General features: G+C 59.1%; 21 protein-coding genes. 11 read left to right on the plus strand and 10 right to left on the minus strand.

The window, feature by feature from the left end; translation table 11 throughout:
• Window positions 1-27: 27 nt before the first annotated feature.
• Together metF and rhlE2 are read left to right on the plus strand one after the other, a co-directional pair.
• Window positions 28-873: a methylenetetrahydrofolate reductase [NAD(P)H] gene (gene metF, locus HBN61_RS16625; protein ID WP_170047247.1), complete on the plus strand. Its 846-nt coding sequence runs from the start codon at window positions 28-30 to the stop codon at window positions 871-873.
• A 333-nt stretch (window positions 874-1,206) separates the two neighbouring features.
• Window positions 1,207-3,057 carry an RNA helicase RhlE2 gene (gene rhlE2, locus HBN61_RS16630; protein WP_094991620.1) on the plus strand — a complete coding sequence of 617 codons (1,851 nt, stop codon included), beginning with the start codon at window positions 1,207-1,209 and terminating at the stop codon, window positions 3,055-3,057.
• A gap of 227 nt (window positions 3,058-3,284) precedes the next feature.
• On the opposite strand, the gene HBN61_RS16635 is transcribed toward rhlE2, so the two are convergent.
• Together HBN61_RS16635 and HBN61_RS16640 are read right to left on the minus strand one after the other, a co-directional pair.
• Window positions 3,285-3,863: a YceI family protein gene (locus HBN61_RS16635; protein WP_170047249.1), complete on the minus strand. Its 579-nt coding sequence runs from the start codon at window positions 3,861-3,863 to the stop codon at window positions 3,285-3,287.
• A 32-nt stretch (window positions 3,864-3,895) separates the two neighbouring features.
• On the minus strand, window positions 3,896-4,447 hold the full coding sequence (locus HBN61_RS16640) for a cytochrome b (RefSeq protein WP_170047251.1): 552 nt from the start codon (window positions 4,445-4,447) through the stop codon (window positions 3,896-3,898).
• 288 nt (window positions 4,448-4,735) lie between these two features.
• Here HBN61_RS16640 and bioA point away from each other — a divergent pair, with 288 nt between their 5' ends.
• Both bioA and HBN61_RS16650 read left to right on the plus strand, forming a co-directional pair.
• Window positions 4,736-6,142, plus strand: a complete 1,407-nt coding sequence (bioA, locus tag HBN61_RS16645; protein ID WP_170047253.1) for an adenosylmethionine--8-amino-7-oxononanoate transaminase — start codon at window positions 4,736-4,738, stop codon at window positions 6,140-6,142.
• Between the two features lie 60 nt (window positions 6,143-6,202).
• Entirely contained in the window at window positions 6,203-6,922 is a 720-nt protein-coding gene (locus HBN61_RS16650) for a 16S rRNA (uracil(1498)-N(3))-methyltransferase (protein WP_170047255.1), read from the plus strand.
• Between the two features lie 18 nt (window positions 6,923-6,940).
• Here HBN61_RS16650 and HBN61_RS16655 read toward each other — a convergent pair whose 3' ends face one another.
• Complete coding sequence (locus HBN61_RS16655) at window positions 6,941-7,327, minus strand: MAPEG family protein (RefSeq protein WP_094991615.1); 387 nt, start codon at window positions 7,325-7,327, stop codon at window positions 6,941-6,943.
• Between the two features lie 13 nt (window positions 7,328-7,340).
• On the minus strand, window positions 7,341-8,174 hold the full coding sequence (locus HBN61_RS16660; RefSeq protein ID WP_094991614.1) for an EamA family transporter: 834 nt from the start codon (window positions 8,172-8,174) through the stop codon (window positions 7,341-7,343).
• Between the two features lie 311 nt (window positions 8,175-8,485).
• Here HBN61_RS16660 and HBN61_RS16665 point away from each other — a divergent pair, with 311 nt between their 5' ends.
• The 3 genes from HBN61_RS16665 to HBN61_RS16675 all read left to right on the plus strand — a co-directional run bounded on the left by HBN61_RS16665 (window position 8,486) and on the right by HBN61_RS16675 (window position 12,385).
• Window positions 8,486-9,751, plus strand: coding sequence for a cation:proton antiporter (locus HBN61_RS16665; protein ID WP_169962156.1), 1,266 nt, complete (start codon window positions 8,486-8,488; stop codon window positions 9,749-9,751).
• Window positions 9,752-10,014: 263 nt separating this feature from the next.
• Window positions 10,015-10,395 (plus strand): hypothetical protein, encoded by a 381-nt coding sequence (locus HBN61_RS16670; RefSeq protein WP_094991612.1) that lies wholly within the window; start codon window positions 10,015-10,017, stop codon window positions 10,393-10,395.
• A gap of 1 nt (window position 10,396) precedes the next feature.
• Window positions 10,397-12,385 (plus strand): pyrroloquinoline quinone-dependent dehydrogenase, encoded by a 1,989-nt coding sequence (locus tag HBN61_RS16675; protein WP_094991611.1) that lies wholly within the window; start codon window positions 10,397-10,399, stop codon window positions 12,383-12,385.
• A 79-nt stretch (window positions 12,386-12,464) separates the two neighbouring features.
• On the opposite strand, the gene HBN61_RS16680 is transcribed toward HBN61_RS16675, so the two are convergent.
• A complete protein-coding gene (locus tag HBN61_RS16680; RefSeq protein ID WP_169962152.1) occupies window positions 12,465-13,373 on the minus strand; it encodes a LysR family transcriptional regulator in 909 nt (302 codons plus the stop codon).
• A gap of 109 nt (window positions 13,374-13,482) precedes the next feature.
• Between HBN61_RS16680 and HBN61_RS16685 the strand changes: the two genes are divergently transcribed.
• Genes HBN61_RS16685 through HBN61_RS16695 form a run of 3 tightly spaced genes read left to right on the plus strand, consistent with a single transcriptional unit; the run spans window position 13,483 to window position 16,031 of the window.
• Window positions 13,483-14,724 carry a D-amino acid dehydrogenase gene (locus HBN61_RS16685; protein WP_170047257.1) on the plus strand — a complete coding sequence of 414 codons (1,242 nt, stop codon included), beginning with the start codon at window positions 13,483-13,485 and terminating at the stop codon, window positions 14,722-14,724.
• A gap of 28 nt (window positions 14,725-14,752) precedes the next feature.
• Complete coding sequence (locus tag HBN61_RS16690; RefSeq protein ID WP_094991608.1) at window positions 14,753-15,103, plus strand: RidA family protein; 351 nt, start codon at window positions 14,753-14,755, stop codon at window positions 15,101-15,103.
• Window positions 15,104-15,128: 25 nt separating this feature from the next.
• Window positions 15,129-16,031, plus strand: coding sequence for a transporter substrate-binding domain-containing protein (locus HBN61_RS16695; protein WP_169962146.1), 903 nt, complete (start codon window positions 15,129-15,131; stop codon window positions 16,029-16,031).
• 73 nt (window positions 16,032-16,104) lie between these two features.
• Here HBN61_RS16695 and mltA read toward each other — a convergent pair whose 3' ends face one another.
• Window positions 16,105-17,250 carry a murein transglycosylase A gene (gene mltA, locus HBN61_RS16700; RefSeq protein WP_170047259.1) on the minus strand — a complete coding sequence of 382 codons (1,146 nt, stop codon included), beginning with the start codon at window positions 17,248-17,250 and terminating at the stop codon, window positions 16,105-16,107.
• Window positions 17,251-17,378: 128 nt separating this feature from the next.
• Here mltA and HBN61_RS16705 point away from each other — a divergent pair, with 128 nt between their 5' ends.
• Window positions 17,379-17,828, plus strand: a complete 450-nt coding sequence (locus HBN61_RS16705) for a c-type cytochrome (protein ID WP_094991605.1) — start codon at window positions 17,379-17,381, stop codon at window positions 17,826-17,828.
• A 63-nt stretch (window positions 17,829-17,891) separates the two neighbouring features.
• Here the strand turns inward: HBN61_RS16705 and HBN61_RS16710 are convergent, their stop codons facing one another.
• From HBN61_RS16710 to HBN61_RS16725, 4 genes are all read right to left on the minus strand, one after another.
• Entirely contained in the window at window positions 17,892-18,287 is a 396-nt protein-coding gene (locus tag HBN61_RS16710; protein ID WP_094991604.1) for a DUF1090 domain-containing protein, read from the minus strand.
• Window positions 18,288-18,371: 84 nt separating this feature from the next.
• Complete coding sequence (gene ligB, locus HBN61_RS16715; protein WP_170047261.1) at window positions 18,372-20,054, minus strand: NAD-dependent DNA ligase LigB; 1,683 nt, start codon at window positions 20,052-20,054, stop codon at window positions 18,372-18,374.
• A gap of 165 nt (window positions 20,055-20,219) precedes the next feature.
• Window positions 20,220-21,410: a methionine adenosyltransferase gene (metK, locus tag HBN61_RS16720; RefSeq protein ID WP_047278222.1), complete on the minus strand. Its 1,191-nt coding sequence runs from the start codon at window positions 21,408-21,410 to the stop codon at window positions 20,220-20,222.
• A 19-nt stretch (window positions 21,411-21,429) separates the two neighbouring features.
• The gene (locus HBN61_RS16725; protein WP_094991601.1) at window positions 21,430-22,425 is read right to left on the minus strand and encodes an ArsR/SmtB family transcription factor; all 996 of its coding nucleotides are present in this window, start codon (window positions 22,423-22,425) and stop codon (window positions 21,430-21,432) included.
• Window positions 22,426-22,634 lie beyond the last annotated feature (209 nt).

Here is a 22,634-nt window from a genome sequence, read left to right on the forward strand (position 1 = left end):
CCCCTGCGCGTACGCAAGGGTATTCCCATGTCTCAAGACCGTCGTTTCAGCTTCGAGTTCTTCCCGACCAAGACCGATGCTGGACATGAAAAGCTGATGAACACGGCTCGCCATCTGGCGACCTATAATCCGGATTTTTTCTCCTGCACTTACGGTGCCGGTGGCTCTACCCGTGACCGCACGATCAATACCGTGCTGCAACTGGAGAGCGAAGTACACGTGCCTGCGGCGCCACACCTGTCGTGTGTGGGCGATAGCAAAAGCGATCTGCGCGGCCTGTTGGAGCAGTACAAAGCGGCGGGCATCAAGCGCATTGTCGCGCTGCGTGGCGACCTGCCTTCGGGCATGGGCATGGCCAGCGGCGAACTGCGCTACGCCAATGATCTGGTGAGTTTCATCCGTGAAGAAACCGGCAGCCACTTCCACATTGAAGTCGCCGCTTACCCGGAAATGCACCCGCAGGCGCGCAACTTCGAAGACGATATCAACAACTTCGTGCGCAAAGCCCACGCGGGTGCTGACAGCGCAATCACCCAGTACTTCTTCAACGCCGACAGCTACTTCCGGTTTGTTGAGCGCGTACAGGCCGCTGGCGTCACGATTCCGGTCGTGCCGGGCATTATGCCGATCACTAACTACAGCAAATTGGCACGCTTCTCTGACGCCTGTGGCGCTGAAATCCCACGCTGGATTCGCAAGCAGCTCGAAGCCTATGGCGACGATGTGCAAAGTATTCAAGCGTTTGGTGAACAAGTGATCAGCGAGATGTGCGAACGCCTGCTCGACGGCGGCGCACCGGGACTGCACTTCTACACCTTGAACCAGTCCGAACCGAGCCTGGCCATCTGGAACAACCTGAAGTTACCGCGCTGATTCACCTGCCTGTAACCGCTGCCGCACGCTGCAGGGGCGAGAGCGGTTACAGGATGGGTGCGCTTGATGAGTACAAAACCGTTGAGCAGCATGAAATCGGCGCGCTGTGAATGCTCTGTTATACTCCGGGCTTTCCGCCAGGCTTACGCCCGGCCGCTCGTCCTTGTACAAGGCATTCAACCCCGCTACTGCGCAGCATCTGCCAGCGCGAGCGGTGCGAATGGACCTTCAGGACCGAAGCAGGACCGGACGGGATTGCGTCTCCTATAAACGCCATTCACGCCAGGCAAGACTATCCCTTTGGGCAAAGCCCTAACTAGAACAGGATTACTCATGTCCTTTGCTTCCCTCGGTCTCTCCGAGGCTTTAGTCCGCGCCATTGAAGCAGCGGGCTATACCGAGCCTACTCCGGTGCAACAGCGGGCCATTCCCGCCGTGTTGCAAGGTCGCGACCTGATGGTTGCGGCTCAGACAGGTACTGGTAAAACCGGCGGCTTCGCTCTTCCGATTCTGGAAAAGCTGTTTCCCAATGGCCACCCAGACAAATCCCAGCGTCACGGTCCACGCCAACCACGCGTATTGGTCCTGACGCCTACCCGCGAACTTGCTGCACAGGTCCACGAGAGCTTCAAGCTTTATGCCCGTGACCTTAAGTTCGTCAGCGCCTGCATCTTCGGCGGCGTTGGCATGAACCCGCAGGTTCAAGCCATGTCCCGCGGTGTCGACGTACTGGTGGCGTGCCCCGGTCGTTTGCTCGACCTGGCTGGCCAAGGCAGTGTTGACCTGTCCCACGTTGAAATCCTGGTGCTCGACGAAGCTGACCGGATGCTCGACATGGGCTTTGTTCATGACGTGAAAAAAGTCCTCGCACGTCTGCCGACCAAGCGTCAAAACCTGCTGTTTTCGGCGACGTTCTCCAAAGACATCACCGATCTGGCCGGCAAGCTGCTGCGCAACCCTGAGCGTATTGAAGTCACTCCGCCGAACACCACGGTCGAGCGTATCGAACAGCGCGTTTTCCGCCTGCCTGCCAGCCACAAGCGTGCCTTGCTGGCGCACTTGATCACGGCCGGTGCATGGGAACAGGTGTTGGTCTTCACCCGTACCAAGCACGGTGCCAACCGTCTGGCTGAATACCTGGACAAGCATGGCCTGAGCGCAGTCGCGATCCACGGCAACAAGAGCCAGAACGCACGCACCAAAGCCCTGGCCGACTTCAAGGCAGGCACCGTTCGTATTCTGGTTGCGACCGATATCGCGGCACGCGGCCTGGACATCGATCAGTTGCCGCACGTGGTCAACTTCGAGCTGCCAAACGTTGATGAAGATTACGTTCACCGCATCGGACGTACCGGCCGTGCCGGTCGCTCGGGCGAAGCGATCTCGATGGTTGCGCCGGACGAAGAAAAACTGCTGAAAAGCATCGAACGCATGACCAAGCAGAAAATCGCCGACGGCGACCTGATGGGTTTCGATGCCAGCACGATTGAAGCTGAAAAGCCTGAAGTCCGTGAACGTCCGGATGTGCGTAACCCGCGCAACCCACCGCGTGGCCCTCGCGGCGACGGTCCTAATGGCGGCGGTGGCGGCCGTAAGGACAAAGGCAAGGACAAGGGTAAAGAGAAGCCTGCCGCAGCCCGTGGCGAACGCCCGGCCCGCGAGCACAAACCGCGTGAAGGCACACCGGCGCGTGAACCGCGTCAGCAAGCGGCCCCTTCGATCCCGCGCCCGGACGCCAACCGTGCGCCGGACGAGTTCCGTGACGACGATGTGGACAACTTTGGTAACCGTGCTGATTACGTCAGCCCGTACCAGAACAAAAACAACCAGAGCCGTGGTCGTCGTCCGGGCGCTCCGGCGCAAGGCACGGGCGCTGCTCCGGCCGGTCGCACCGGTGGTCGCCAGAACGGTCCCCGCACCGGCACAGGCGCCAGCACCGGCACGCCGCCTGCCAAGCGCAGTGGTCCGCGCAACGGCGCTCCGCGTGACGGTCAGGCCCGTCGCGAGAACCGTCCGGCCCGTGATGATCGCCAGGAGCCAGCCGTTAAAGGCCCTCGCGAGAATCAGCCGAAGATCATGCACAAAGAGTCGAAAAGCGACCGCTTCCCGACACCGGAGCAGCTCGATCAACTGCCGAACCGTCCTCGCGGTGAGAAGCCAGCCTTGCTGACCCGCAATCGCTGAGTGACTGCCGAATAAAAAACGCCCTCCATCGCATGATCGGGGGGCGTTTTTTTGTGCCGCTAAAAGTGCCTTCGCCCCCGCCTTTTCCTGTTTATGCGAGCGAATTCATTCAGCCTTCTTGCCCTCCAGACAAGGATCAGGGTGAAGACACCCTTAAATCCCTGGCACAAAAAAACGCCCCGACTCTCGCAAGTCGGGGCGTTTTTCTCAGCCGTGTGAACGGGCTATTACTTGTTCTTTGTACCTTCCAGCGAGATGTCGAGGTTCAGGGTCTGAGACGTAGGGCCCGGGCCTTTGATGCCGAAATCGTTCAGGTTCAGGGTCGTGGTGGCGTTGAAGCCAGCACGTTCGCCGCCCCATGGATCCTTGCCCTCGCCGTTGAACGTTGCCTTGAACGTTACGGGCTTGGTCACGCCGTGCAGGGTCAGGTCACCGGTGACGTCAGCTGTTTTTTCGCCAGTCGGAACGACTTTGGTCGAAACGAACTCGGCATCCGGGTACTTGCTCACGTCCAGGAAATCTTTGCTGGCGATGTGCTTGTCACGCTCAGCGTGGTTCGACCACAGGCTGGCTGTTTTCAGGGTCACGTTGATTTTGCTGTCAGCAGGCTTGGCAGCATCCCACGAGAATGTGCCCTTCCAGTCTTTGAACGTCCCGTGAATGAAGCTGTAGCCCAGGTGGCTGATTTTCCAGTCGATAAAGGCGTGCTGACCTTCTTTGTCGATGGTGTAGTCAGCAGCCATTGCCTGGCCAGCGGACAACAGCGCTGTACCCAGTGCCAAAGCGGCGAGAGTCTTTTTCAACATGCGTTCTATTCCTTTTGAGTTGAGGTTGAACATCAGGCTTTGCGTCCCAGCATACGAGTCAGGGTCGCATCACGATCGATAAAGTGGTGCTTGAGAGCGACTAGACCATGTAATCCGGCAAAGATCACCACGGTCCACGCCAGGTACAAATGCACGACACCGGCAACATCCGCCTGATCAGGCAGATTTGTAATCAGTGCCGGTACTTCAAACAGACCGAATACCGGGATGCCAACGCCTTCGGCGGTAGAAATCAGGTAACCGGCGATCATTACGGCAAACAAACTTAGATACAAAAAGCCATGGCCGAGCGTGGCGCCAATGCGTGTGGCACGGCTGTAAGTGGCCAGTGCTGGTGGTGCCGGGCTGATCCAGCGCCACACCACGCGAATGACCATCAAGGCCAGGAGCGTCAAACCGATGCTTTTGTGCAGGTCGGGGGCTTCCTTGCGCCACGGGCTGTAATAGTCGAGCCCGACCATCCATAAGCCGAGTGCAAATAAGCCGAACACGGCCAGGGCAACAAACCAATGCAAGAAAACACTGACCGCACCGTAGCGAGTAGAAGAGTTGCGTAGCTGCATTGCCAACATCCTGTAGGAACTTGGGCCTAAGACTAATCGTTTACCTATCGAATGAAAGCGCATTTTTTCGCTGGAAGGTATCGATAAATACGATCTGTAGCCTGTGAGGAAGGCATTAAGAAAACATTAACGATGATTCATGACTCCACTGCGACGGCGTTCGTCAGCACACCATAGAAGCGATACGTGTTGTTGCAAGCGCAATGACTTGTTACGAACTCGCGCATTGCATAGGCTTGCGCGATTGTTTGCCCGCACACGCCGGGAGCCAGCGCCAGGAGAGTGGAAATGGGCCTGAATAATCAGTGGATGCAGCGCGATTTAGCCGTTTTATGGCATCCCTGCACCCAAATGAAAGATCACGAGCAATTACCGTTGATCCCGATCAAGCGCGGTGAAGGCGTGTGGCTCGAAGACTTCGAAGGCAAGCGTTATCTGGATGCTGTGAGTTCCTGGTGGGTCAATGTGTTCGGGCACGCCAACCCTCGCATCAACCAACGCATCAAGGATCAAGTCGATCAGCTGGAGCACGTAATTCTGGCCGGGTTCAGCCATCAGCCAGTGATCGAGCTGTCGGAGCGACTGGTGCAGATGACGCCAGAAGGCCTGACGCGCTGTTTCTATGCCGACAATGGTTCGTCCTGCATAGAAGTTGCGCTGAAGATGAGCTTTCACTACTGGCTCAACCGTGGCCAGCCAAACAAAAAGCGTTTCGTGACCCTGACGAACAGTTATCACGGCGAGACCATGGCAGCGATGTCGGTGGGCGATGTGCCGCTGTTCACTGAAACCTACAAGGCGCTGCTGCTTGACACCATCAAGGTGCCCAGCCCCGATTGCTATTTGCGTGCGGACGGCATGAGCTGGGAAGAACACTCGCGCGTGATGTTCATGGCCATGGAACAGACACTGGCCGAGCACCACGCCACCGTGGCAGCCGTCATTGTCGAACCGCTGATTCAGGGGGCGGGCGGCATGCGCATGTACCACCCGGTGTACCTCACGTTATTGCGTGAAGCGTGCGACCGTTATGGCGTGCACTTGATTCACGACGAAATCGCGGTGGGCTTCGGTCGCACCGGCACGATGTTCGCGTGTGAGCAGGCAGGCATCACCCCGGACTTCCTGTGCTTGTCCAAGGCATTGACGGGCGGTTATTTGCCACTGGCTGCCTGTGTGACCACGGATGAGGTCTACAGCGCCTTCTACGACGACTATCCGACCCTGCGCGCTTTCCTTCATTCCCACAGTTACACCGGCAACCCGCTGGCGTGTGCGGCGGCATTGGCCACGCTGGATATCTTCGAACAAGACAACGTTATCGAGAACAACAAAGCCCTGGCACAGCGTATGGCCAGTTCGACGGCGCATCTGGCGGACCATCCGCATGTCTCGGAAGTGCGTCAGACCGGTATGGTTCTGGCCATCGAAATGGTCCAGGACAAGGCCAGTAAAACGGCATACCCGTGGCAGGAGCGTCGTGGGTTAAAAGTGTTCCAGCATGCGTTGGAGCGTGGCGCGTTGTTGCGTCCGCTGGGCAGCGTGGTGTATTTCTTGCCGCCTTACGTGATAACCCCGGAGCAAATCGACTTTCTGGCCGACGTAGCCAGCGAAGGCATCGACATCGCGACCCGCAGTGATATCCGCGTGGCTGTGCCGGCGAATTTCCATCCGGACTTCCGCGACCCGGGCTAGGGTTATTTTCTTCGGGCGCGCACGTTCGCGCCTGAAGCGCACACTTTTCAGAGAAAACACATGAGATTGTCCCGTTTCTTCATCGATGCCCCATTGAGCCTCGGTGAGCATGAATTGCCTGAAGCCCAGGCGCATTACATTGGCCGCGTGCTGCGCATGGCCGAGGGCGATGCCCTGCAAGTGTTCGACGGCTCGGGTCACGAGTTCCTGGGGCGTTTGCTGGAAGTCGGTAAAAAGCGCGTGCGCGTGGTGCTGGAAGAGACCTTCGCCGGGCAAGTCGAGTCGCCGCTGGCGATTCACCTTGGCCAAGGGTTGTCCCGTGGTGAGCGCATGGATTGGGCGATTCAGAAAGCCACGGAACTGGGGGTCAACGAGATCACGCCGATCATGAGCGAACGCTGCGAAGTGCGGCTCAAGGACGAACGTGCAGACAAACGTCTGGCTCACTGGCGTCAGGTGGCTATCAGTGCGTGCGAGCAATGTGGGCGTTCGCGGGTGCCGGTGATTCATTCGCCCGTGCTGCTTAATGACTGGATTAACAACACGCACGCCGACCTCAAGCTGGTGTTGCACCCGGTGTCCGAGCCGCTGGCCAGCCATGCCAAGCCTTCGCGCCTGGCGTTTCTGATCGGTCCGGAAGGCGGGTTGACCGACAATGAAGTCGATCAGGCCCAGGCGGCGGGTTATCAACCGGCGCGCCTTGGCCCTCGGGTATTGCGTACCGAAACCGCCCCGGTGGTGGCGCTGGCCGTGGCTCAGCAGTTGTGGGGCGATTTCTGACGCTGACGCGTTGAGCAGTTACATCGACACGAAGAAGAAGCTGACGATCAGCCCCATGCCGATGAACCACACCAGTGAACGCAACATGGCCCAATCTGCCAGGTAACAAATGATGTACAGCAAGCGGCTGGTGATAAACAGCACGGCCAGTACATCAATCGTGACGGGTTGGGCGTTACCGACGATGTCAGCAATGATCACGGCAGCGGCAAACGCCGGGGTGACTTCGAAGCTGTTGAGTTGCGCGCTGTGAGCACGTTTGGCGAAACCGTCGAGGGTGTCGAGAAACGCGCGCGGGTCATGGTTTTGCCGGGGCCCGAATTTGCCGCCGCTGAACTTGGCCACCGCGGTACACACGTACGGCAGACACAAGGCAATCAGTACACACCAGAAGGCAACCGTCATTGGAATTTCTTTTTTAGAGTTTCATCACGAGCATGCCGATCAGCACCAGCCCACACGCTAAGAGTCTGGGGCCGCCAAAAGGTTCTTTGAGGTAGCGCATGCCGAACAGCACCACCAGCATCACGCTGACCTCACGCAAGGCCGCCGCCTCGGCAATCGAGCCCAGCTGCATCGCCCACAGCACCAGTGCATAACTGGTCAGCACGCAAACCCCGACGGCCAACCCCAACCGCCATTGCGTGCGCCAGAACAGCGTGAACGCGGCACGTTTGCGGGTGATGGCCAGCAGTGGGAACGGCCACGCGCTGATGAGCGTCAGCCACACCAGATAATCCAGCGGGTGCGGCCAGCGGCGTAACGCCTGACCATCAAGAAAGGTATAGCAGCCAATGCACAGGCCGATGAGCGCGACCACCGGCAGCATCGACCACGGCAGACGATCACCGCCGCCGCCTTGCCACAGCAGGCAGGCCATACCGCACGGTATCAGGAGAATGCCGATAATTTGCTGGCCGGTCAGCACTTCACCGGCAAAAATCAGGGTCAGTGTCAGCACCACCAAGGGCGAAAGGCCGCGCATCAGCGGGTACACCAGCCCAAGGTCTCCGACCCGGTAGGCGCGGATCAGCAGCACGCGGTACAGCAGTTCGAAGAGGGCAGACGCCAGAATCCACGGCCAGAGAGCCAGCGGCGGGAACGACACAAAGCCCACCAGCGCGGCGACCACCAGCAGTGCCACCGTGTCCATGCAGGCGATGACCAGCAGACGCTCGCCGCTGAACTTAATCAGGGTATTCCAGACCGCGTGCAACACAGCAGCGATCAACACCAACGACGTTGCCAGCACCCCGTGCTCCTTATGTGGTTGGACGATGGCTGTTTATACGTCAAACGTGCGTCGGCGCGCGCAGCGTTTGCGTGAACAAACGAATAATCGGGTGCCCCTTTGGTGGCTCCCAGGCGCTAGCTGACGGAGCATCATTAAGGACCCTAAACCCTGCAGGTGTTGCAACAAAGGACTCATGCCGTGGTCAATGCTGGCCAGGCGTTGCGTCGGTTTGTCACGCTCGGCAATGTGCCGCTCACGCCAGCTTTTGCATCAAACCAACGCCCGGCCTGACCGGAAACCCCTTCACTCCCGCCACCACAGGAACTCGGATGCTTGAGCTTGTTGCTGCGTTTATCTGTCTGACGTCGTTGCTGACGTATGTGAATTACCGTTTTATCGGCCTGCCGCCCACGATTGGCGTGATGGTCACCGCCCTTTTATTTTCTTTGCTGTTGCAGGGTTTGAGCGTACTCGGCTACCCGGGGCTCGAAGACCGCGTGCAACAGTTGATCGGCCAGATTGATTTTGGCGATCTGCTCATGAACTGGATGCTGGGCTTTCTGCTGTTTGCAGGCGCTTTGCACGTTAACTTCAACGACGTGCGCAGCTACCGCTGGCCCATTGGCTTGCTGGCCACGGTGGGGGTTTTGATCGCCACCACGGTGATAGGCAGCCTGGCGTACTGGATTTTTGGCCTCTTTGGCTGGCACATCAGCTTCCTGTACTGCCTGCTGTTCGGCGCGCTGATATCCCCCACCGACCCGATTGCGGTGCTCGGCGTGCTGCGGACCGCCAACGCATCAAAGCCCCTGAAAACCACCATCGTGGGCGAGAGTCTTTTCAATGATGGCACCGCGGTTGTGGTGTTCACCGTGTTGCTTGGCATTGTCCAACTGGGCGAAACCCCGAGCGTCAGCGCCACGGCCATGATGTTCGCCCACGAAGCCATTGGCGGCGTGGTGTTCGGCGGGCTGATCGGTTATCTGGTGTACCGGATGATCAAAAGCATCGAGCAGTACCAGATCGAAGTCATGCTGACCCTCGCGCTGGTGATCGGCGGCTCGGCCATGGCCAGTGAGCTGCATGTATCGGCGCCGATTGCGATGGTGGTGGCCGGCCTGATCATCGGCAATCTGGGTCGAAACAAAGCGATGAACGAGATGACCCGCCGTTACATGGACGGTTTCTGGGAGTTGCTGGATGACATGCTCAACGCGTTGCTGTTTGCGCTGATCGGCATGGAATTGTTGCTGCTGCCGTTCTCGTGGCTGCATTTGCTGGCTGCCAGTGCGTTGGCCGTGGCGATTCTGCTGTCACGCCTGCTGACCGTTGCCCCGGCCATTATGTTACTGCGCCGCTGGCGCGCCGTGCCCCGTGGCACCATCCGCATCCTGACGTGGGGCGGCCTGCGTGGCGGGGTTTCGGTTGCCCTGGCACTGGCGTTGCCACTCGGCCCGGAGCGTGACCTGATCCTGAGCATCACTTACATCGTGGTGCTGTCGTCGATCCTGTTCCAGGGCCTGACCATTGGCAAACTGGTGAGGCACGTGACCCAAGATGCGCCTGCCCCGGCTGAGGCCGACAGGGCGCATTAAGCCTGCGTGACCTTGTCTGCCGGTCACCGCTGCGTACCTGATGCGCGGCGGTGAATGCGCTTCGACGGCCTCGCTCGCCTGCAGCCTCGTCCACTCACAGCAATCATGTGCGACTAATCCTGCATCCTTGTGGGTGCTTCCCTACACGTTGACTACACTCAAACTCGTTTGGCTGAAGGTGCTTTCGGCAATGGCTTGAGTGCGCCTGTTCGTTCGGGTTTTCCTTACACACCCAATGTGCATATAACGGAAAGGGGAAAGGGATGAGTACATCTGCGGGTTATGCGTCACCCTCGGCAACGCCCAGGCGTCACGTGGGTGCTTATATTCTGATCGTCGCCGCGCTGGTTGCGCTGGTCATCACCGCGTGGCGTTTTTTCACGCCGCTGTCTGGTATTGATGGCTCGGGTGGCGCGATGACGGCGATGTTCGCTGAGCTGGTGATGGTTGTATTGGGGCTGTTACTGCTCAAGAGTCATGCGGGCGGGCTGCGAGGCTTTCTCCTGTTTTTGAGTTGGGCGGGGATTGTCGGGACCTTCATTGCAGCACTGTTTTTGCACGGGTGGTGGACTGCCGCCGTGCTGGCAGTAGGCGCAGTGGGTGTCGTGATTGAAACCTTCACCCCGGCCACCAGGAGCGCGTGACATGAATACAATGAAAAAACACCTTTTGAGCGCCCCGGCCCTGTGCATGCTGGCGGGACTTTCAACGGCCCAGGCTGAGACCTACACCGTACCTGCGCCGCTGCTCGCGCCGTCGAGCGTGTCGGCTGAAAGCGCGAAAATTCCGATCCCGAACGGCAAGGAATGGGACAGCTTTCACGGCCAGCTCAGCGCACAGAAGTACTCCCCCCTCACGCAAATCAATAAAGACAACGTCGGCAACCTGACCAAAGTCTGGCAGTACTTCACCGGGGACATGTCCACCGGCACGGGCAAAATCCCGCCGTCCGTCTGGTCGGCCACGCCGATCTTCGCCAATGACACCTTGTACATCGGCACGCCGTTTTACCGAATCATTGCCCTTGAACCCGAGACCGGGAAAGAAAAGTGGGTATTTGATACCAAGTCGCCTCTGGTGGCCGAGACCCAGCCTGCGTTGAAGTCCCGGGGCGTGGCTTATTGGCAAGAGAAAAACCCGCAAGCGGGCGTGGCCTGCCAGAAAGTCGTGTACCTGGGCAACATGACTGCACAACTGTATGCGGTGGATGCCGACACCGGTAAGCCGTGCGAAAGCTTCGGCAAAAACGGCGTGGTGGACATCAACCAATGGAACACCCTTAACGCCAAATGGCCGCTGTCGGTGCTGCAACCGCCAACTGTGATTGGCGACAAGCTGATCGTGGGCTGGGCCGGGAAAGACTGGGAATACGAGGTAGAGTCGCCAGGTTCGTTGTTTGCACTGAACGCCCGCACCGGTGAGTTGGAATGGGAGTTCAAGCCGATCCCGGAGGAGGAAGCGGGCAAAACCGGCACTGCCAATATCTGGACTGCCATGTCTTACGACCCGGCACTGGGCTTGCTGTACATCCCGGTGTCATCGCCGTCGCCCAACTACTGGGGTGGCAACCGCACCAAGCCGATTCCGCTGGGTACGTCTACCACAGCGCTGGATATCAACACCGGCAAAGTCGTCTGGTCGCGTCAGTGGGTTCACCATGACTTGTGGGATTACGACATCAACTCGGCACCGACGTTGATGGACATTACAGTCAATGGCAAACCGGTGGCCGCGTTGGTGCAGGCGACCAAGATGGGCTTCCTGTTCACGGTTGACCGGCGCACAGGTGAAGACGTGTGGCCGATCGAGGAACGTCCGGTGCCACAGGGCGATGCCGATGGCGAAGTGTACTCACCGACCCAACCATTCCCGACCAAGCCTGCGCCGCTAATGGACCAGTCCAAGAAACCGGCAATCTGGAAAGTCGCGGACATCGTTGGCTTGGGCCAGTGCTCGAAGATGTGGGACGGCCTGGAATACAACGGCATGTACTCGCCGCCCGCGACCAAAGGCAATGGCGTGCTCGCGTACCCGGATAGTGCGGGCGGGGTGCAGTGGGGCGGGGTTGCGTTTGACCCGGTTAACCAAGTGGCCATCGTGAACACCTCGCACATCGTGCAGATGATCAAGCTGTGGGACCGTGCGGCGTACGACAAACAGCCCAAGGAAGCCGGCAACGAAAACGGTTTCTACCCGCAAATCGGCGCGCCGTATGGCATGTCGCTGCTGAACGCGCAGAACTGGGCAGGCATGCCGTGCTGGGCGCCGCCGTTCGGTGAAATCGTGGCCCTGGACATGCGCACCGGTGACGTGAAATGGCGTCGCCCGATGGGCGCGGTTCAGCAGTGGGGCTGGTACATGCCTGAAGACATGGGGTCACCCACCATTGGTGGCCCGGCAGTGACGGCGGGCGGGGTGATTTTCATCGGTGCTTCGATGGACGCCAAAGTCCGTGCCTACGCGCTGGATGACGGCAAGGAGTTGTGGTCCGACATTGTCATGGCTCCTGCGGTGGCCAACCCGGCGGTCTACGAATACAAAGGCCGTCAGTACGTTGCCTTTGTGGCCGGTGGCAACTCGATCCTCAAGGATCAAGTGGGCGATCAGGTGGTGGTGTACGCCTTGCCGAAGTAATGCTGCGTACGCGGTAGCTGCCGTCAAGCTGTGAGAGGGTTGAGGTTTAAACGCTCGCAGCTTGCGGCAGGGACTGCGGTTACAGCGACAAACGCTGCAACTGTTCGTTGGCGTGTTGCGCGAACAATTGCAGCAACCCCTCCAGCGTATGCGGACCCGGTTCGTCGGCACGGGTCAGTGCGTACAGCGTAATGGGCAACGCAGGCGTCAGCGGCCGTATTCGTGTGCTGTCGCGTGAAGCCCCCAGTGCGGTGAACGGGTCAATCACAGCCAATCCCGCCCCTGATTCCACCATTGCGCTGGCCAATGAATAGGTCTGCACCGCGAGCCTGATACGTGGCGGCGGTTCGACGGCTTGCAGGTAACGTTCAAACCGCGCAAACAACGGGTCGGCGCTGCTCAAGCCAATCAACGGCGCATTCGCCAATTCATCCAGTTTCAGCGGCAAGCCGAGGTCTGTTTCGGGCCAGTAGCCCCGTGGGGCCAGTGCCACCAGCACACCGTGGGCCAGCGCTTGCGCCTTGAGGCCAGGATGCTCGGGTTGCTTGAAGGTCAGGGCAACGTCGAGCTCGCGCATCAGCAGGTTTTGCACCAGTTCTCGGGTATGAGCGCTGGCCAGCTCGCAGTGGATATCGGGATAGCGTTGCGTCCATTCGCGGATCACGGGCGGCATCAGCGACAGCGCCAGTGCCGGGGTACTGCCAATACGCAAGCGATGACCAGGCTCACGGCGCAAGCTTTCGGCCAGTCGCTGCACGCCTTGCAGGCTTTCGGTGACTTTATCGACCTCGCGCTCCAGCAGTAGCGCCTCAGGCGTGGGCTGGAGTTTGCCGCGTACCCGCAGGAACAGGGCAAATCCCAGTTGCAATTCGGCATGCTGTAAGACTTTGCTCACCGCCGGTTGCGAGACGTGCAGCAACTGGGCAGCGGCGCTGACCGAGCCGGTTTGGCGGATGGCCTGAAAGACCTCGATATGTCGCAAACGCATGGCAGTAGTCCATAACCTTTGTTTATGGGATGAGCATCTTTATTCATTATTCATGCCCTGTCATCTGCCCCTAATCTGAAGGCCGCATAACTTTGGGTTAAGGACTGACATGGCACAGCAGGTTTGCATCATCGGTGGCGGCGTCATCGGGCTGGCAACAGCGTATGCGCTGGTGCGCGAAGGTTTTGACGTCACGCTGATCGAAGCCCAGACCCGCCTCGGTAGTCAGACCAGCTTCGCCAATGGCGGGCAGCTGTCGTATCGCTATGTGGCGCCCCTGGCCGATGCCGGGGTGCCCTGGCAAGCCATGGGCTGGATGCTGCGCGCCGATTCACCTCTCAAACTTCGCCCCCGCATGGACCCGGCTCAATGGCGTTGGCTGGCTTCGTTCGTCGGTGCTTGCCGCGGCTCCGTCAATCAGCGCAACGGTGCGCATCTGTTGCGTCTGGCGCTGCTCAGTCAGGCCACGTTGCAGCAATGGCGCGAAGACGATCACCTTGACGGCTTTGAATGGCGACGCAATGGCAAGCTCGTGGCTTTTCGGGAGCCCGCGCACTTCCACAAAGCCCGGCAAAACGTTACCCACAGTTCCTTTCAACAGGCGCTGTCAGCCAGCGAGTGCGTAGCGTTGGAGCCGGGTTTGCTAGGCGCTCCGTTTGTCGGCGGCATTTACACCCCGGACGAAGAGGTGGGCGACTGCCATCTGTTTTGTCAGCAGTTGGTGGCGCGCTTGCAAGCCTCTGGCCGCTGCACGTTTATGCTGGGCAAAACCGTGACGCGTCTCGTGCACCATCAGGGTGCCGTGACGGCGGTCGAGATGGGCCATGACGTACTGCCGGTCAGTCAACTGGTGCTGGCGGCGGGCCATAACAGCCCCGCCTTGCGCCTGCCCGGTCTGGAGTTGCCGCTGTACCCGCTCAAGGGCTACAGCCTGACCCTGCCGCTGGCCAATGTGAAAAAAGCCCCGCAGGTGAGCATCACCGACTACGACCGCAAGATTGTGTACGCCCGCATTGGCGAGCAGTTGCGGATCGCGGCGATGGTCGACATTGTCGGATTTGACGCAGCGCTGGACCCCAAGCGCCTGGCTCAAATGCGCCAGTTGGCGCACGGCACCTTCCCCGAAGCAGGCAATTATGACGACGCCATCGAGTGGGCTGGCATGCGCCCTGCAACGCCGACCGGTGTGCCGATTCTGGGGGCCAGCGGTTATCGCAACTTGTGGCTCAACCTGGGGCATGGCGCACTGGGCTTCACGCTGGCCTGTGGCAGTGGCCGGTTGCTGACCGAGTTGATCGCACAGCGCCAACCTTCCATCGACATGCAAGGCCTTGCGCCCCATGCCGCTTGAATCTGTACCTACAACAAGGAACCACCCGATGACGATTCACCGAATTAACAGCAATGACCGTTTGAGCGCCGCCGCGACGTTTGAGGCGCTGGTGTTTTTGTCCGGGCAAGTTCCCACGCAAACTCAAGACATTGCCGCGCAAACCGAAGAAGTACTCAGCAAAATCGATGCTCTGCTAGCCGAAACAGGCAGTGACAAAGACCACATCCTAAACGCCACGATCTACTTGCAAAACATCCAGCGTGATTTTGCGGCCATGAATGCGGTGTGGTCGGCCTGGCTGTCGGCTGGCAAGGCGCCGACCCGTACCACGCTGCAAGCCGAGCTGGCGCGGCCCGAAGTGCGGGTGGAAATCAGCGTGATTGCTGTACGTCGTTAATCTGTTTTAAAGGGGAAATAAGAAGATGAAAAAACTCACCTTGATCAGTTGCACGCTGGGCCTGTTGATCAGCCAGGCAGTCTGCGCCAATGACGTGCCGTTGCAGGGCACTATGAAAAAGATTTCGGATTCGGGGCGCATCACCCTCGGCTATCGGGACGCTTCGGTGCCCTTCTCTTATGTTGGCGACAACTCGGGTAAGCCCATGGGGTACTCCGTGGAGCTGGCGAATAAAATCGTCGAAAACGTGCAAAAGAAGCTGGGCGACAAGCCCTTGAACATCAAATACAACCTGGTGACGTCGCAAACCCGCATCCCGCTGGTGCAAAACGGCACAGTGGATCTGGAATGCGGTTCAACCGGCGTGACTGCCGAGCGTCAGAAGCAGGTGGCGTTTTCCTACGGGTTTATCTACGTCAAAGGCCAGTTGTTGACCGCCAAGGACAGTGGCATCAAGGGGTTTGATGATCTGCGCGAGAAAAACGTAGTGACCACTGCGGGCACCACCAATGAGCGTTTTATTAAAAGCTACAGCGCCGATCACAAAATGGGCATGAACGTCATCAGCGCCAAGGACCATGGCGAAGCGTTCAAAATGCTGGAAACCGGGCGCGCCGTGGCGTTTTACATGGACGACGCGCTGCTCTATGGCGAACGCGCGAAGGCCCGTGACCCGCATAACTGGGTGGTAGTGGGTGACGAGCAATCGCGTGAAATCTACAGCTGCATGGTGCGCAAGGACGACCCGCAGTTTTTGGCTGTGGTGAACCAGACCCTGGCCGACCTGTACAGCTCGGGTGAAATCACCGGGATTTACCAGCGCTGGTTTGAGCAACCGATCCCGCCCAATGGCCTGAACCTTGAGTTCCCGATGACGGCAGAACTCAAGCAAATCATCGCCAAGCCGGTGAGCGATCCGGTGGAGTAAGGCCTTTACGTCGCTGTCGAGTGGCGCCCGTGAATGCTCGCCAGCGACTACAAAGGGTGGCGTGGGGCCTGTTTTATTCAGGCAGTGCCGCGCCTTTAGGCCACAGCAGCCAGATATTGCCCTTTTGCTTCATGTCACCGGCCAACTTGCCGGCTTCCGGGCCTGTACCGACGAAGAAGTCGGCGCGAACTTCGCCCGCAATCGCTCCGCCCGTGTCCTGAGCCGCTACCGGGCGTACGATCGGTTGACCGTCGGCTTGAGTCGTCGACAGCCAGAGCAGACTACCCAATGGAATCACCTTGCGGTCAACGGCTACGCTGTAGCCTGCGGTCAGTGGCACATTCAACGAGCCGCGCGGGCCTTCGTTGCTGTCGGGGTTCTGGGTGAAAAACACATAACTGGGGTTGCTCGCCAGCAGTTCGCTGACACGCTCAGGGTGTGCCATCGCCCAGGCGTGAATGGTGCCCATGGTTACGTCTTCTTTTTTCAACTCGCCCTGTTCCACCAGCCAGCGGCCAATCGGCTTGTACGGATGACCATTCTGGTCGGCGTAGCCGATGCGAAGTTGACGGCCGTCATCCAGTTGCACGCGGCCAGAACCCTGAATTTGCAAAAATTGCAGGTCCATCGGGTCGGTCAACCACGCGATGACAGGCGCGTTCAGGCCTTGGGCATTGATCGTGGCTGCCGTGTCGTAGGGTTTAATGACACGGCCTTCAAGGCGCCCGCGCAGACGCTTGCCCTTGAGTTCCGGGTAGAGGCTGTCGAGGTTGACCACGATCAGGTCGGAAGGCACGCCATACACCGGCACCTTGGCCACCTCGTTGGCCGCCAGGCTGCCGGGGTAGACGGGTTCGTAATAACCGGTAATCAGGCCATCGCTGCTGCCTTGCGCGGAACGCAGGCTGTAGACATCGAGGTGGGTTTGCAGAAAATTGCTGATCTCGGCCACGCTCGGGCTGGCCGGTAACTGGGCGGCCTCGCTGCAGATTCCCCCCCAGTTGGCGTCGGCCTTGAGCCGGGTGCATGCACTGCGCCAAGAGGCGAAGCCGCCCTGCAGATCAGCGCCGGTCACCTCTGGCAACGCACTCCAGTCCGCTTTGCTGTACGTGGTGTGCGGGGCTTCAGGTTGTTTGGCATCCTGATCGGTGCCGTTGCAGCCGGCCAGCAACATAACAACGGGCAGCGCCCACACCAGTGGCTTTAAAAGACGACTCATCTGCGATGTTCCTTTACGGTTGCCGAGGTTCAAGAACCGTCCAGGCAATCCTTATATTCAATAGGGGTATTGGTCTTTACAGGTGACACGAGGATACTGGCGACCGAATTTCGTGATGTGAAGCGACCATGACTCTGAAACGATTGACTGTTGTACTGCTGGCCTGTCTGACGCTGTCGGCGTGTGGCGGGGTTGATCCCAATTCGCCGCTGGGCCAGCGTAAAGCGATTTTCAAGCAAATGCTCAAGACCAGTGAAGACCTGGGGGGCATGTTGCGTGGGCGAATTCCGTTCGATGGCCCGCGTTTTACCGAGGGGGCGGTCAAACTCGATGCGTTGGCCCATGAGCCGTGGAAACATTTCCCGAAGGTCAAAGAGTCTGACCAAACCAGCGCAACCGATGATGTGTGGCAGAAACAGGCCCGTTTTCAGGACTTGGCCCGTCAACTGGAAGCCGCCACGGGTGAGTTGGTGATTGCCAGTCAGGTTCAGCCATACAAGGCCAGCAGCCTTGCGCCAGCTGTGCAGAAAGTCGAAGACACGTGCAGCGCGTGTCACAAGGAATTCCGTAACCACTGACCATGCCTTCAATCAACAGCCCCTCTCCCTGAGGGAGAGGGTTGTCGTGACAGGGCCGAAGGCTTACTTGTCGAGTTGGTCCAGTGCTTCCTGCAGTTCTTTGCGCGACTCAGCCAGCTTGTCTTTGCGCTTGTTGATCTTCTCCGGGTCGCCTTTCTTCATGGCCTTGTCCAGATCGGCCTGACGCTGGCTGACTTCGTGCTTGGCCTCAAGAACCTTGTTCTCACGTTCTTTCTTAAGGCTAGCGTCAGTGCAATTGGCTTTGACTTCACTCAGGGCTTTTTCCAGACCGGCGATCTGGCCGCTGTTGTTGTGAGCCCGCGCGTACTCAAGCTGAGTCTCGATGTTTTTGACCTTGGCAGCGCAACCAGTCAGTTCAGGCGCTGGATCAGCGGCCATGAGCGGGGCAGCCATCAGGCCGCAAACAGTGAACAGGGCGAGCGGTGAAAGAAATTTCATAAATAGCTCCATAACAAAAAGTAACAATACACACAGTTCAAAGATGCGAAACGCAGCATGGGTCCGGCAACGGACTGAAGCAGGCTAGTCGAACCCCGCCACTTCAGCAGCCCGTAATGCATCCCCTATCGCCCGTACATTCGGGTCTTGCAGGAACGCACTCAATTGTTCGGCACGACGCGGACCGATGCCCGGTTCTGCTAACCACGCTTCAGTGTCACGTGCCACCAGCGCCTGCCATGACTGACCCAAAGGTGCGTCACCCGTGGGCGGTAGACCGATTGCTTTGACCCAGCGTTCGAACGATTGTTGCCGGGCGGCCTGCAAACTGGTCAATAAACGTACGCTGCTGCGCTCGCCGAAGCCCGCAATGTTAACAAGCCGGGAAGCATCCAGGGTCAACCAATCCGTCAGGCTGTTGATTTGTCCGCTCTGGATCAACGTTTTCCAGGTTCCGGGGCCGACAGACGGCAGGGCCAACCCATTCTTTCGGCTTAACCCGTTCAGGCGCGCCAAAAATTGGCTTTCGCAGCCCGGCGTGGGTTGCCAGCAGCTCAGGGTGTGGAAGTTGTGGGGGTTGGGGGCGTTCACTTCAAGGCGCTCCGGCGCGCGCAACGCGACACTGTCCAGGCGTGGGATGGTCATGCCTGCGAGACTGATCGCCACATGGTCGCCGGGACGAATATCAAGCTGTTGCCAACGTTTCAGGGAGCCGACGCTGATGCGTTTGATTCGCCGGTCGTCGAGCGTCACGGGGGTTAGCTCAAGCATGGGCGTAATGCGCCCGGTGCGCCCGATGTTGAACGCGACACTGCGTACTTCACTGACGGCTTGTGCGTGAGGGTATTTCCAGGCGACGGCCCAGTTCGGCGGTTTTGCCTGCCAGCGCCTGGCGTCCGGGCGTTCGCTCTGGCGCAACACCACACCATCTGTGGCAAACGGCAACGCTGTGGTGTACCAGTGCTGGCGCCAATCCCGTGCTTGTTCGAAGCGTTCCACGGGCTGACTGTAGGTTTGGCTGTCGACAAACCCCAGATCGCTCAGGTGCTGTAAACGCTCGGTTAGCGTGGCGGGGCCGTCGGGCCAGTCCCAGACAAATAAACCGATGCGCTCGGCGTGTTCAGGCGTGAGCGCATGGCGCGCCATCAACCCTGCAACCAGGCTGCGCGCATTGAGGCTGCCAGAGGTCGCTTGCACATGATCAGGCAGGCGCCAATAAAGCTCGCCTTGCAGCACCCGGTCCACCGGTTGCGGCAAGGTACGGGGAATTGCGTCAAGGGTAAGGGCCGAGGCAGTCCAGTCCTGACCTTTCTCCCCGTCCCCCCGGCTGATCACTTGCTCCAGTTGTCCCTGTCGATAGGTCAGCGTCACGGCCACGCCGTCTACCTTGGGCTGTACCCACACACCCTGGCGGCTGTTTATCCAGCCTTTGACGGCTTGTTCACTGCGCAGTTTGGCCAGTCCGGTGTGGGCTACCGGGTGCTGGATTTTTCCGCGGGCTGTGTGCAGGGGGTGACGGGAAGGGGGCGTGTTCAGGCAGCGCCGCCAGTGTTCCAGTCGTGCGCGGGACTGGTCGTAAACAGCGTCCGTAACCAGAGAAATCCCTTGGCGGTGGTAGCTGTCGTCCCAGATACGCAGTTGCTGTTCGAGGCTGTCGAATGCCTGTTGGGCGCGGGGCTGCGGCCACGAGGGACAGGTCTGCGCGTAGGTGTTGAAGGTGAAGCAGGCGAGTGCAAGCCCGCTAAAAAGACGAAGTGTGGCCAGCATCATGAGCGTCCTTGCCCGGGAAGAATGCTTAAGGCTAGTGCAGGCTGGTTGCCGTGCAGCGCGGGAGAATTACCGGGTGTTTCCAGGTGGGTATGCGCCCGTCAGCGAATACAAAAAAGCCCCGGACAGTCGCCTGTCCGGGGCTTTTGGATGCAGCAGGCTTACTTACACGCCAGCAGCAGCGCGCAGCTCTTCAGCGCGGTCAGTGCGCTCCCACGTGAACGTGGTGAAGGTGTCGTCGCCAACTGTTTTGGTTTGCGGCGTGCGGCCGAAGTGGCCGTAAGCTGCGGTTTCCTGGTACATCGGGTGCAGCAGGTCGAGCATTTTGGTGATCGCGTAAGGACGCAGGTCGAACACGTCACGTACCAACTTGATGATTTTCTCGTCAGAAATTTTGCCAGTGCCGAAGGTGTTCAACGAAATCGAAGTCGGTTGAGCGACGCCGATTGCGTAGGAAACCTGGATCTCGCAACGCTCAGCCAAGCCGGCTGCCACGATGTTCTTGGCCACATAACGACCGGCGTAAGCCGCCGAACGGTCAACCTTGGACGGGTCTTTACCCGAGAATGCGCCACCGCCGTGACGGGCCATGCCGCCGTAGGTGTCAACGATGATCTTGCGACCGGTCAGGCCACAGTCGCCCACCGGGCCGCCGATGATGAACTGGCCAGTCGGGTTGATGTGGAACTGGGTGTCTTTGTGCAGCAGTTCGGCAGGCAGCACGTGCTTGACGATCAGCTCCATTACGCCTTCGCGCAGATCGGCAGCGCTGACATCCGGGTTGTGCTGGGTCGACAGCACGATAGCGTCGATGCCCACTACCTTGCCATTGTCGTAACGGCAAGTAACCTGGGATTTCGCGTCCGGGCGCAACCAAGGCAGCAGGCCGGATTTACGGGCTTCGGCCTGACGTTGAACCAACTGGTGCGAGAAGGTGATCGGTGCTGGCATCAGCACGTCAGTTTCGTTGCTGGCATAGCCAAACATCAGGCCCTGGTCGCCAGCGCCCTGATCTTCAGGCTTGGCGCGGTCAACACCCTGGTTGATGTCAGGGGACTGCTTGCCGATGATGTTCATCACGCCGCAGGTTGCGCCGTCGAAGCCGACGTCAGAGCTGGTGTAGCCGATGTCGGTGATCACGTCACGAACGATCTGCTCCAGGTCAACCCAGGCCGAGGTGGTGACTTCGCCCGCGATGATCGCTACGCCGGTTTTCACCAGAGTCTCGCACGCCACACGGGCGAACTTGTCTTCAGCAATGATGGCGTCCAGCACCGCGTCAGAAATCTGGTCAGCGATTTTGTCCGGATGCCCTTCAGACACGGACTCGGAGGTGAAAATGGAGTATTCGCTCATCTCGACGGTTTCCTAATATTTACCGATGGTGAGTGTCGCCAGAAGGTCGCTGAAAGTGGCGGACCTGAATCTGGAAACCATTACGTAAGCCTACATAGAGGCTTTCCCCGGGAACGAGTCCCGCAGCGGTGGCCCAACGGGCCAGATCATCTTGTTCAAAACCTAGCCACAAATCGCCGCACGCCTCGCGGGCCCACGCCTGATTATGGCTACACAACTCTGTTACCAGCAGGCTACCGCCAGGTTGCAGCAAGGTGGCCAGTTGCTTAACTGCTTCAGCCGGTGCGGCGAAATGGTGCAGGACCATGTTCACAACCACGCAATCGACTTGAATCTGCGAACCGTTGAGCGCGTCGGCCAGGATCAGGCTGACGTTGTTCAGTGATTCGCGCTCACACACCTGACGTGCCAGTTCAAGCATCGCCGGGCTGTTGTCCAGTGCCGTGACCTGATGAAAGCGCCGAGCCAGGTCAGGCAAAAAGCTGCCATCGCCGGGGCCAACCTCCAACGCAGTAGCTGGCGCAGTGAAGCTCAACTTGTCGAGCAATGCCAATACGCTGTCCCGGTACTGCGGCAAGCCTGCAATCAGGTCTTGCTGGGCGCGAAATTTCTCGGCAATGCGCGAGAAAAAGTCTTGGCTAGCGGCAGCGCGTTGCCCGTGTACAGCGCTGATACGTGCCTGTACGTCAGCGGGCAGGGTCAGGTTGTCGACCTCTTCCAGCAGCGCGGCGTGCAACTTGCCGCCCAATTGTTCGGTGTGAGGCAGGGCGCGGCGATAAAAGATCGCGTTGCCTTCGCGCCGTGTGGCAACCAGCCCGGCCTGCGACAGCACCTTGAGGTGATGGCTCATGCCGGATTGGCCGGTGGCGAATATCTGTGTCAGCTCCAGCACACCAAATGAATCGTTGGCTAACGCGCGCAGCACATTCAGTCGCAGCGGGTCGCCTCCAGCCTTGCACAGGGCGGAGAGCTCATCGCAATCGTCATGGCGAATTGAAGGCACGCGTAAGTTCATGGGGTCGCAGTCTAGTTACCCCGTTCTGTCGTCGCAAGGCCAATATCAAAACATTTTGATATTGGTCGATAACTGGCACGTTTGTCGGACCGGTTAAGTGTAATGACGAGCGCCGCGGTCCAAACCTCAACAGATTGAACGGTTAAGCACAGGAAAAACGGCTCAAGTGACTATCTGTCATTGCCCGAGGGCGCTGCCTGAGGGAAAAT

This window comes from Pseudomonas sp. WS 5071 (assembly GCF_012985765.1).
Lineage (GTDB): Bacteria > Pseudomonadota > Gammaproteobacteria > Pseudomonadales > Pseudomonadaceae > Aquipseudomonas > Aquipseudomonas lundensis_A.

Excerpts from the sequence above, each read along its gene's own strand:
- metF (WP_170047247.1), top strand. The coding sequence starts at position 28 with ATGTCTCAAGACCGTCGTTTCAGCTTCGAGTTCTTCCCGACCAAGACC.
- rhlE2 (WP_094991620.1), top strand. The coding sequence starts at position 1,207 with ATGTCCTTTGCTTCCCTCGGTCTCTCCGAGGCTTTAGTCCGCGCCATT.
- HBN61_RS16635 (WP_170047249.1), bottom strand. The coding sequence starts at position 3,863 with ATGTTGAAAAAGACTCTCGCCGCTTTGGCACTGGGTACAGCGCTGTTG.
- HBN61_RS16640 (WP_170047251.1), bottom strand. The coding sequence starts at position 4,447 with ATGCAGCTACGCAACTCTTCTACTCGCTACGGTGCGGTCAGTGTTTTC.
- bioA (WP_170047253.1), top strand. The coding sequence starts at position 4,736 with ATGGGCCTGAATAATCAGTGGATGCAGCGCGATTTAGCCGTTTTATGG.
- HBN61_RS16650 (WP_170047255.1), top strand. The coding sequence starts at position 6,203 with ATGAGATTGTCCCGTTTCTTCATCGATGCCCCATTGAGCCTCGGTGAG.
- HBN61_RS16655 (WP_094991615.1), bottom strand. The coding sequence starts at position 7,327 with ATGACGGTTGCCTTCTGGTGTGTACTGATTGCCTTGTGTCTGCCGTAC.
- HBN61_RS16665 (WP_169962156.1), top strand. The coding sequence starts at position 8,486 with ATGCTTGAGCTTGTTGCTGCGTTTATCTGTCTGACGTCGTTGCTGACG.
- HBN61_RS16670 (WP_094991612.1), top strand. The coding sequence starts at position 10,015 with ATGAGTACATCTGCGGGTTATGCGTCACCCTCGGCAACGCCCAGGCGT.
- HBN61_RS16675 (WP_094991611.1), top strand. The coding sequence starts at position 10,397 with ATGAATACAATGAAAAAACACCTTTTGAGCGCCCCGGCCCTGTGCATG.
- HBN61_RS16680 (WP_169962152.1), bottom strand. The coding sequence starts at position 13,373 with ATGCGTTTGCGACATATCGAGGTCTTTCAGGCCATCCGCCAAACCGGC.
- HBN61_RS16685 (WP_170047257.1), top strand. The coding sequence starts at position 13,483 with ATGGCACAGCAGGTTTGCATCATCGGTGGCGGCGTCATCGGGCTGGCA.
- HBN61_RS16690 (WP_094991608.1), top strand. The coding sequence starts at position 14,753 with ATGACGATTCACCGAATTAACAGCAATGACCGTTTGAGCGCCGCCGCG.
- HBN61_RS16695 (WP_169962146.1), top strand. The coding sequence starts at position 15,129 with ATGAAAAAACTCACCTTGATCAGTTGCACGCTGGGCCTGTTGATCAGC.
- mltA (WP_170047259.1), bottom strand. The coding sequence starts at position 17,250 with ATGAGTCGTCTTTTAAAGCCACTGGTGTGGGCGCTGCCCGTTGTTATG.
- HBN61_RS16705 (WP_094991605.1), top strand. The coding sequence starts at position 17,379 with ATGACTCTGAAACGATTGACTGTTGTACTGCTGGCCTGTCTGACGCTG.
- HBN61_RS16710 (WP_094991604.1), bottom strand. The coding sequence starts at position 18,287 with ATGAAATTTCTTTCACCGCTCGCCCTGTTCACTGTTTGCGGCCTGATG.
- ligB (WP_170047261.1), bottom strand. The coding sequence starts at position 20,054 with ATGCTGGCCACACTTCGTCTTTTTAGCGGGCTTGCACTCGCCTGCTTC.
- metK (WP_047278222.1), bottom strand. The coding sequence starts at position 21,410 with ATGAGCGAATACTCCATTTTCACCTCCGAGTCCGTGTCTGAAGGGCAT.
- HBN61_RS16725 (WP_094991601.1), bottom strand. The coding sequence starts at position 22,425 with ATGAACTTACGCGTGCCTTCAATTCGCCATGACGATTGCGATGAGCTC.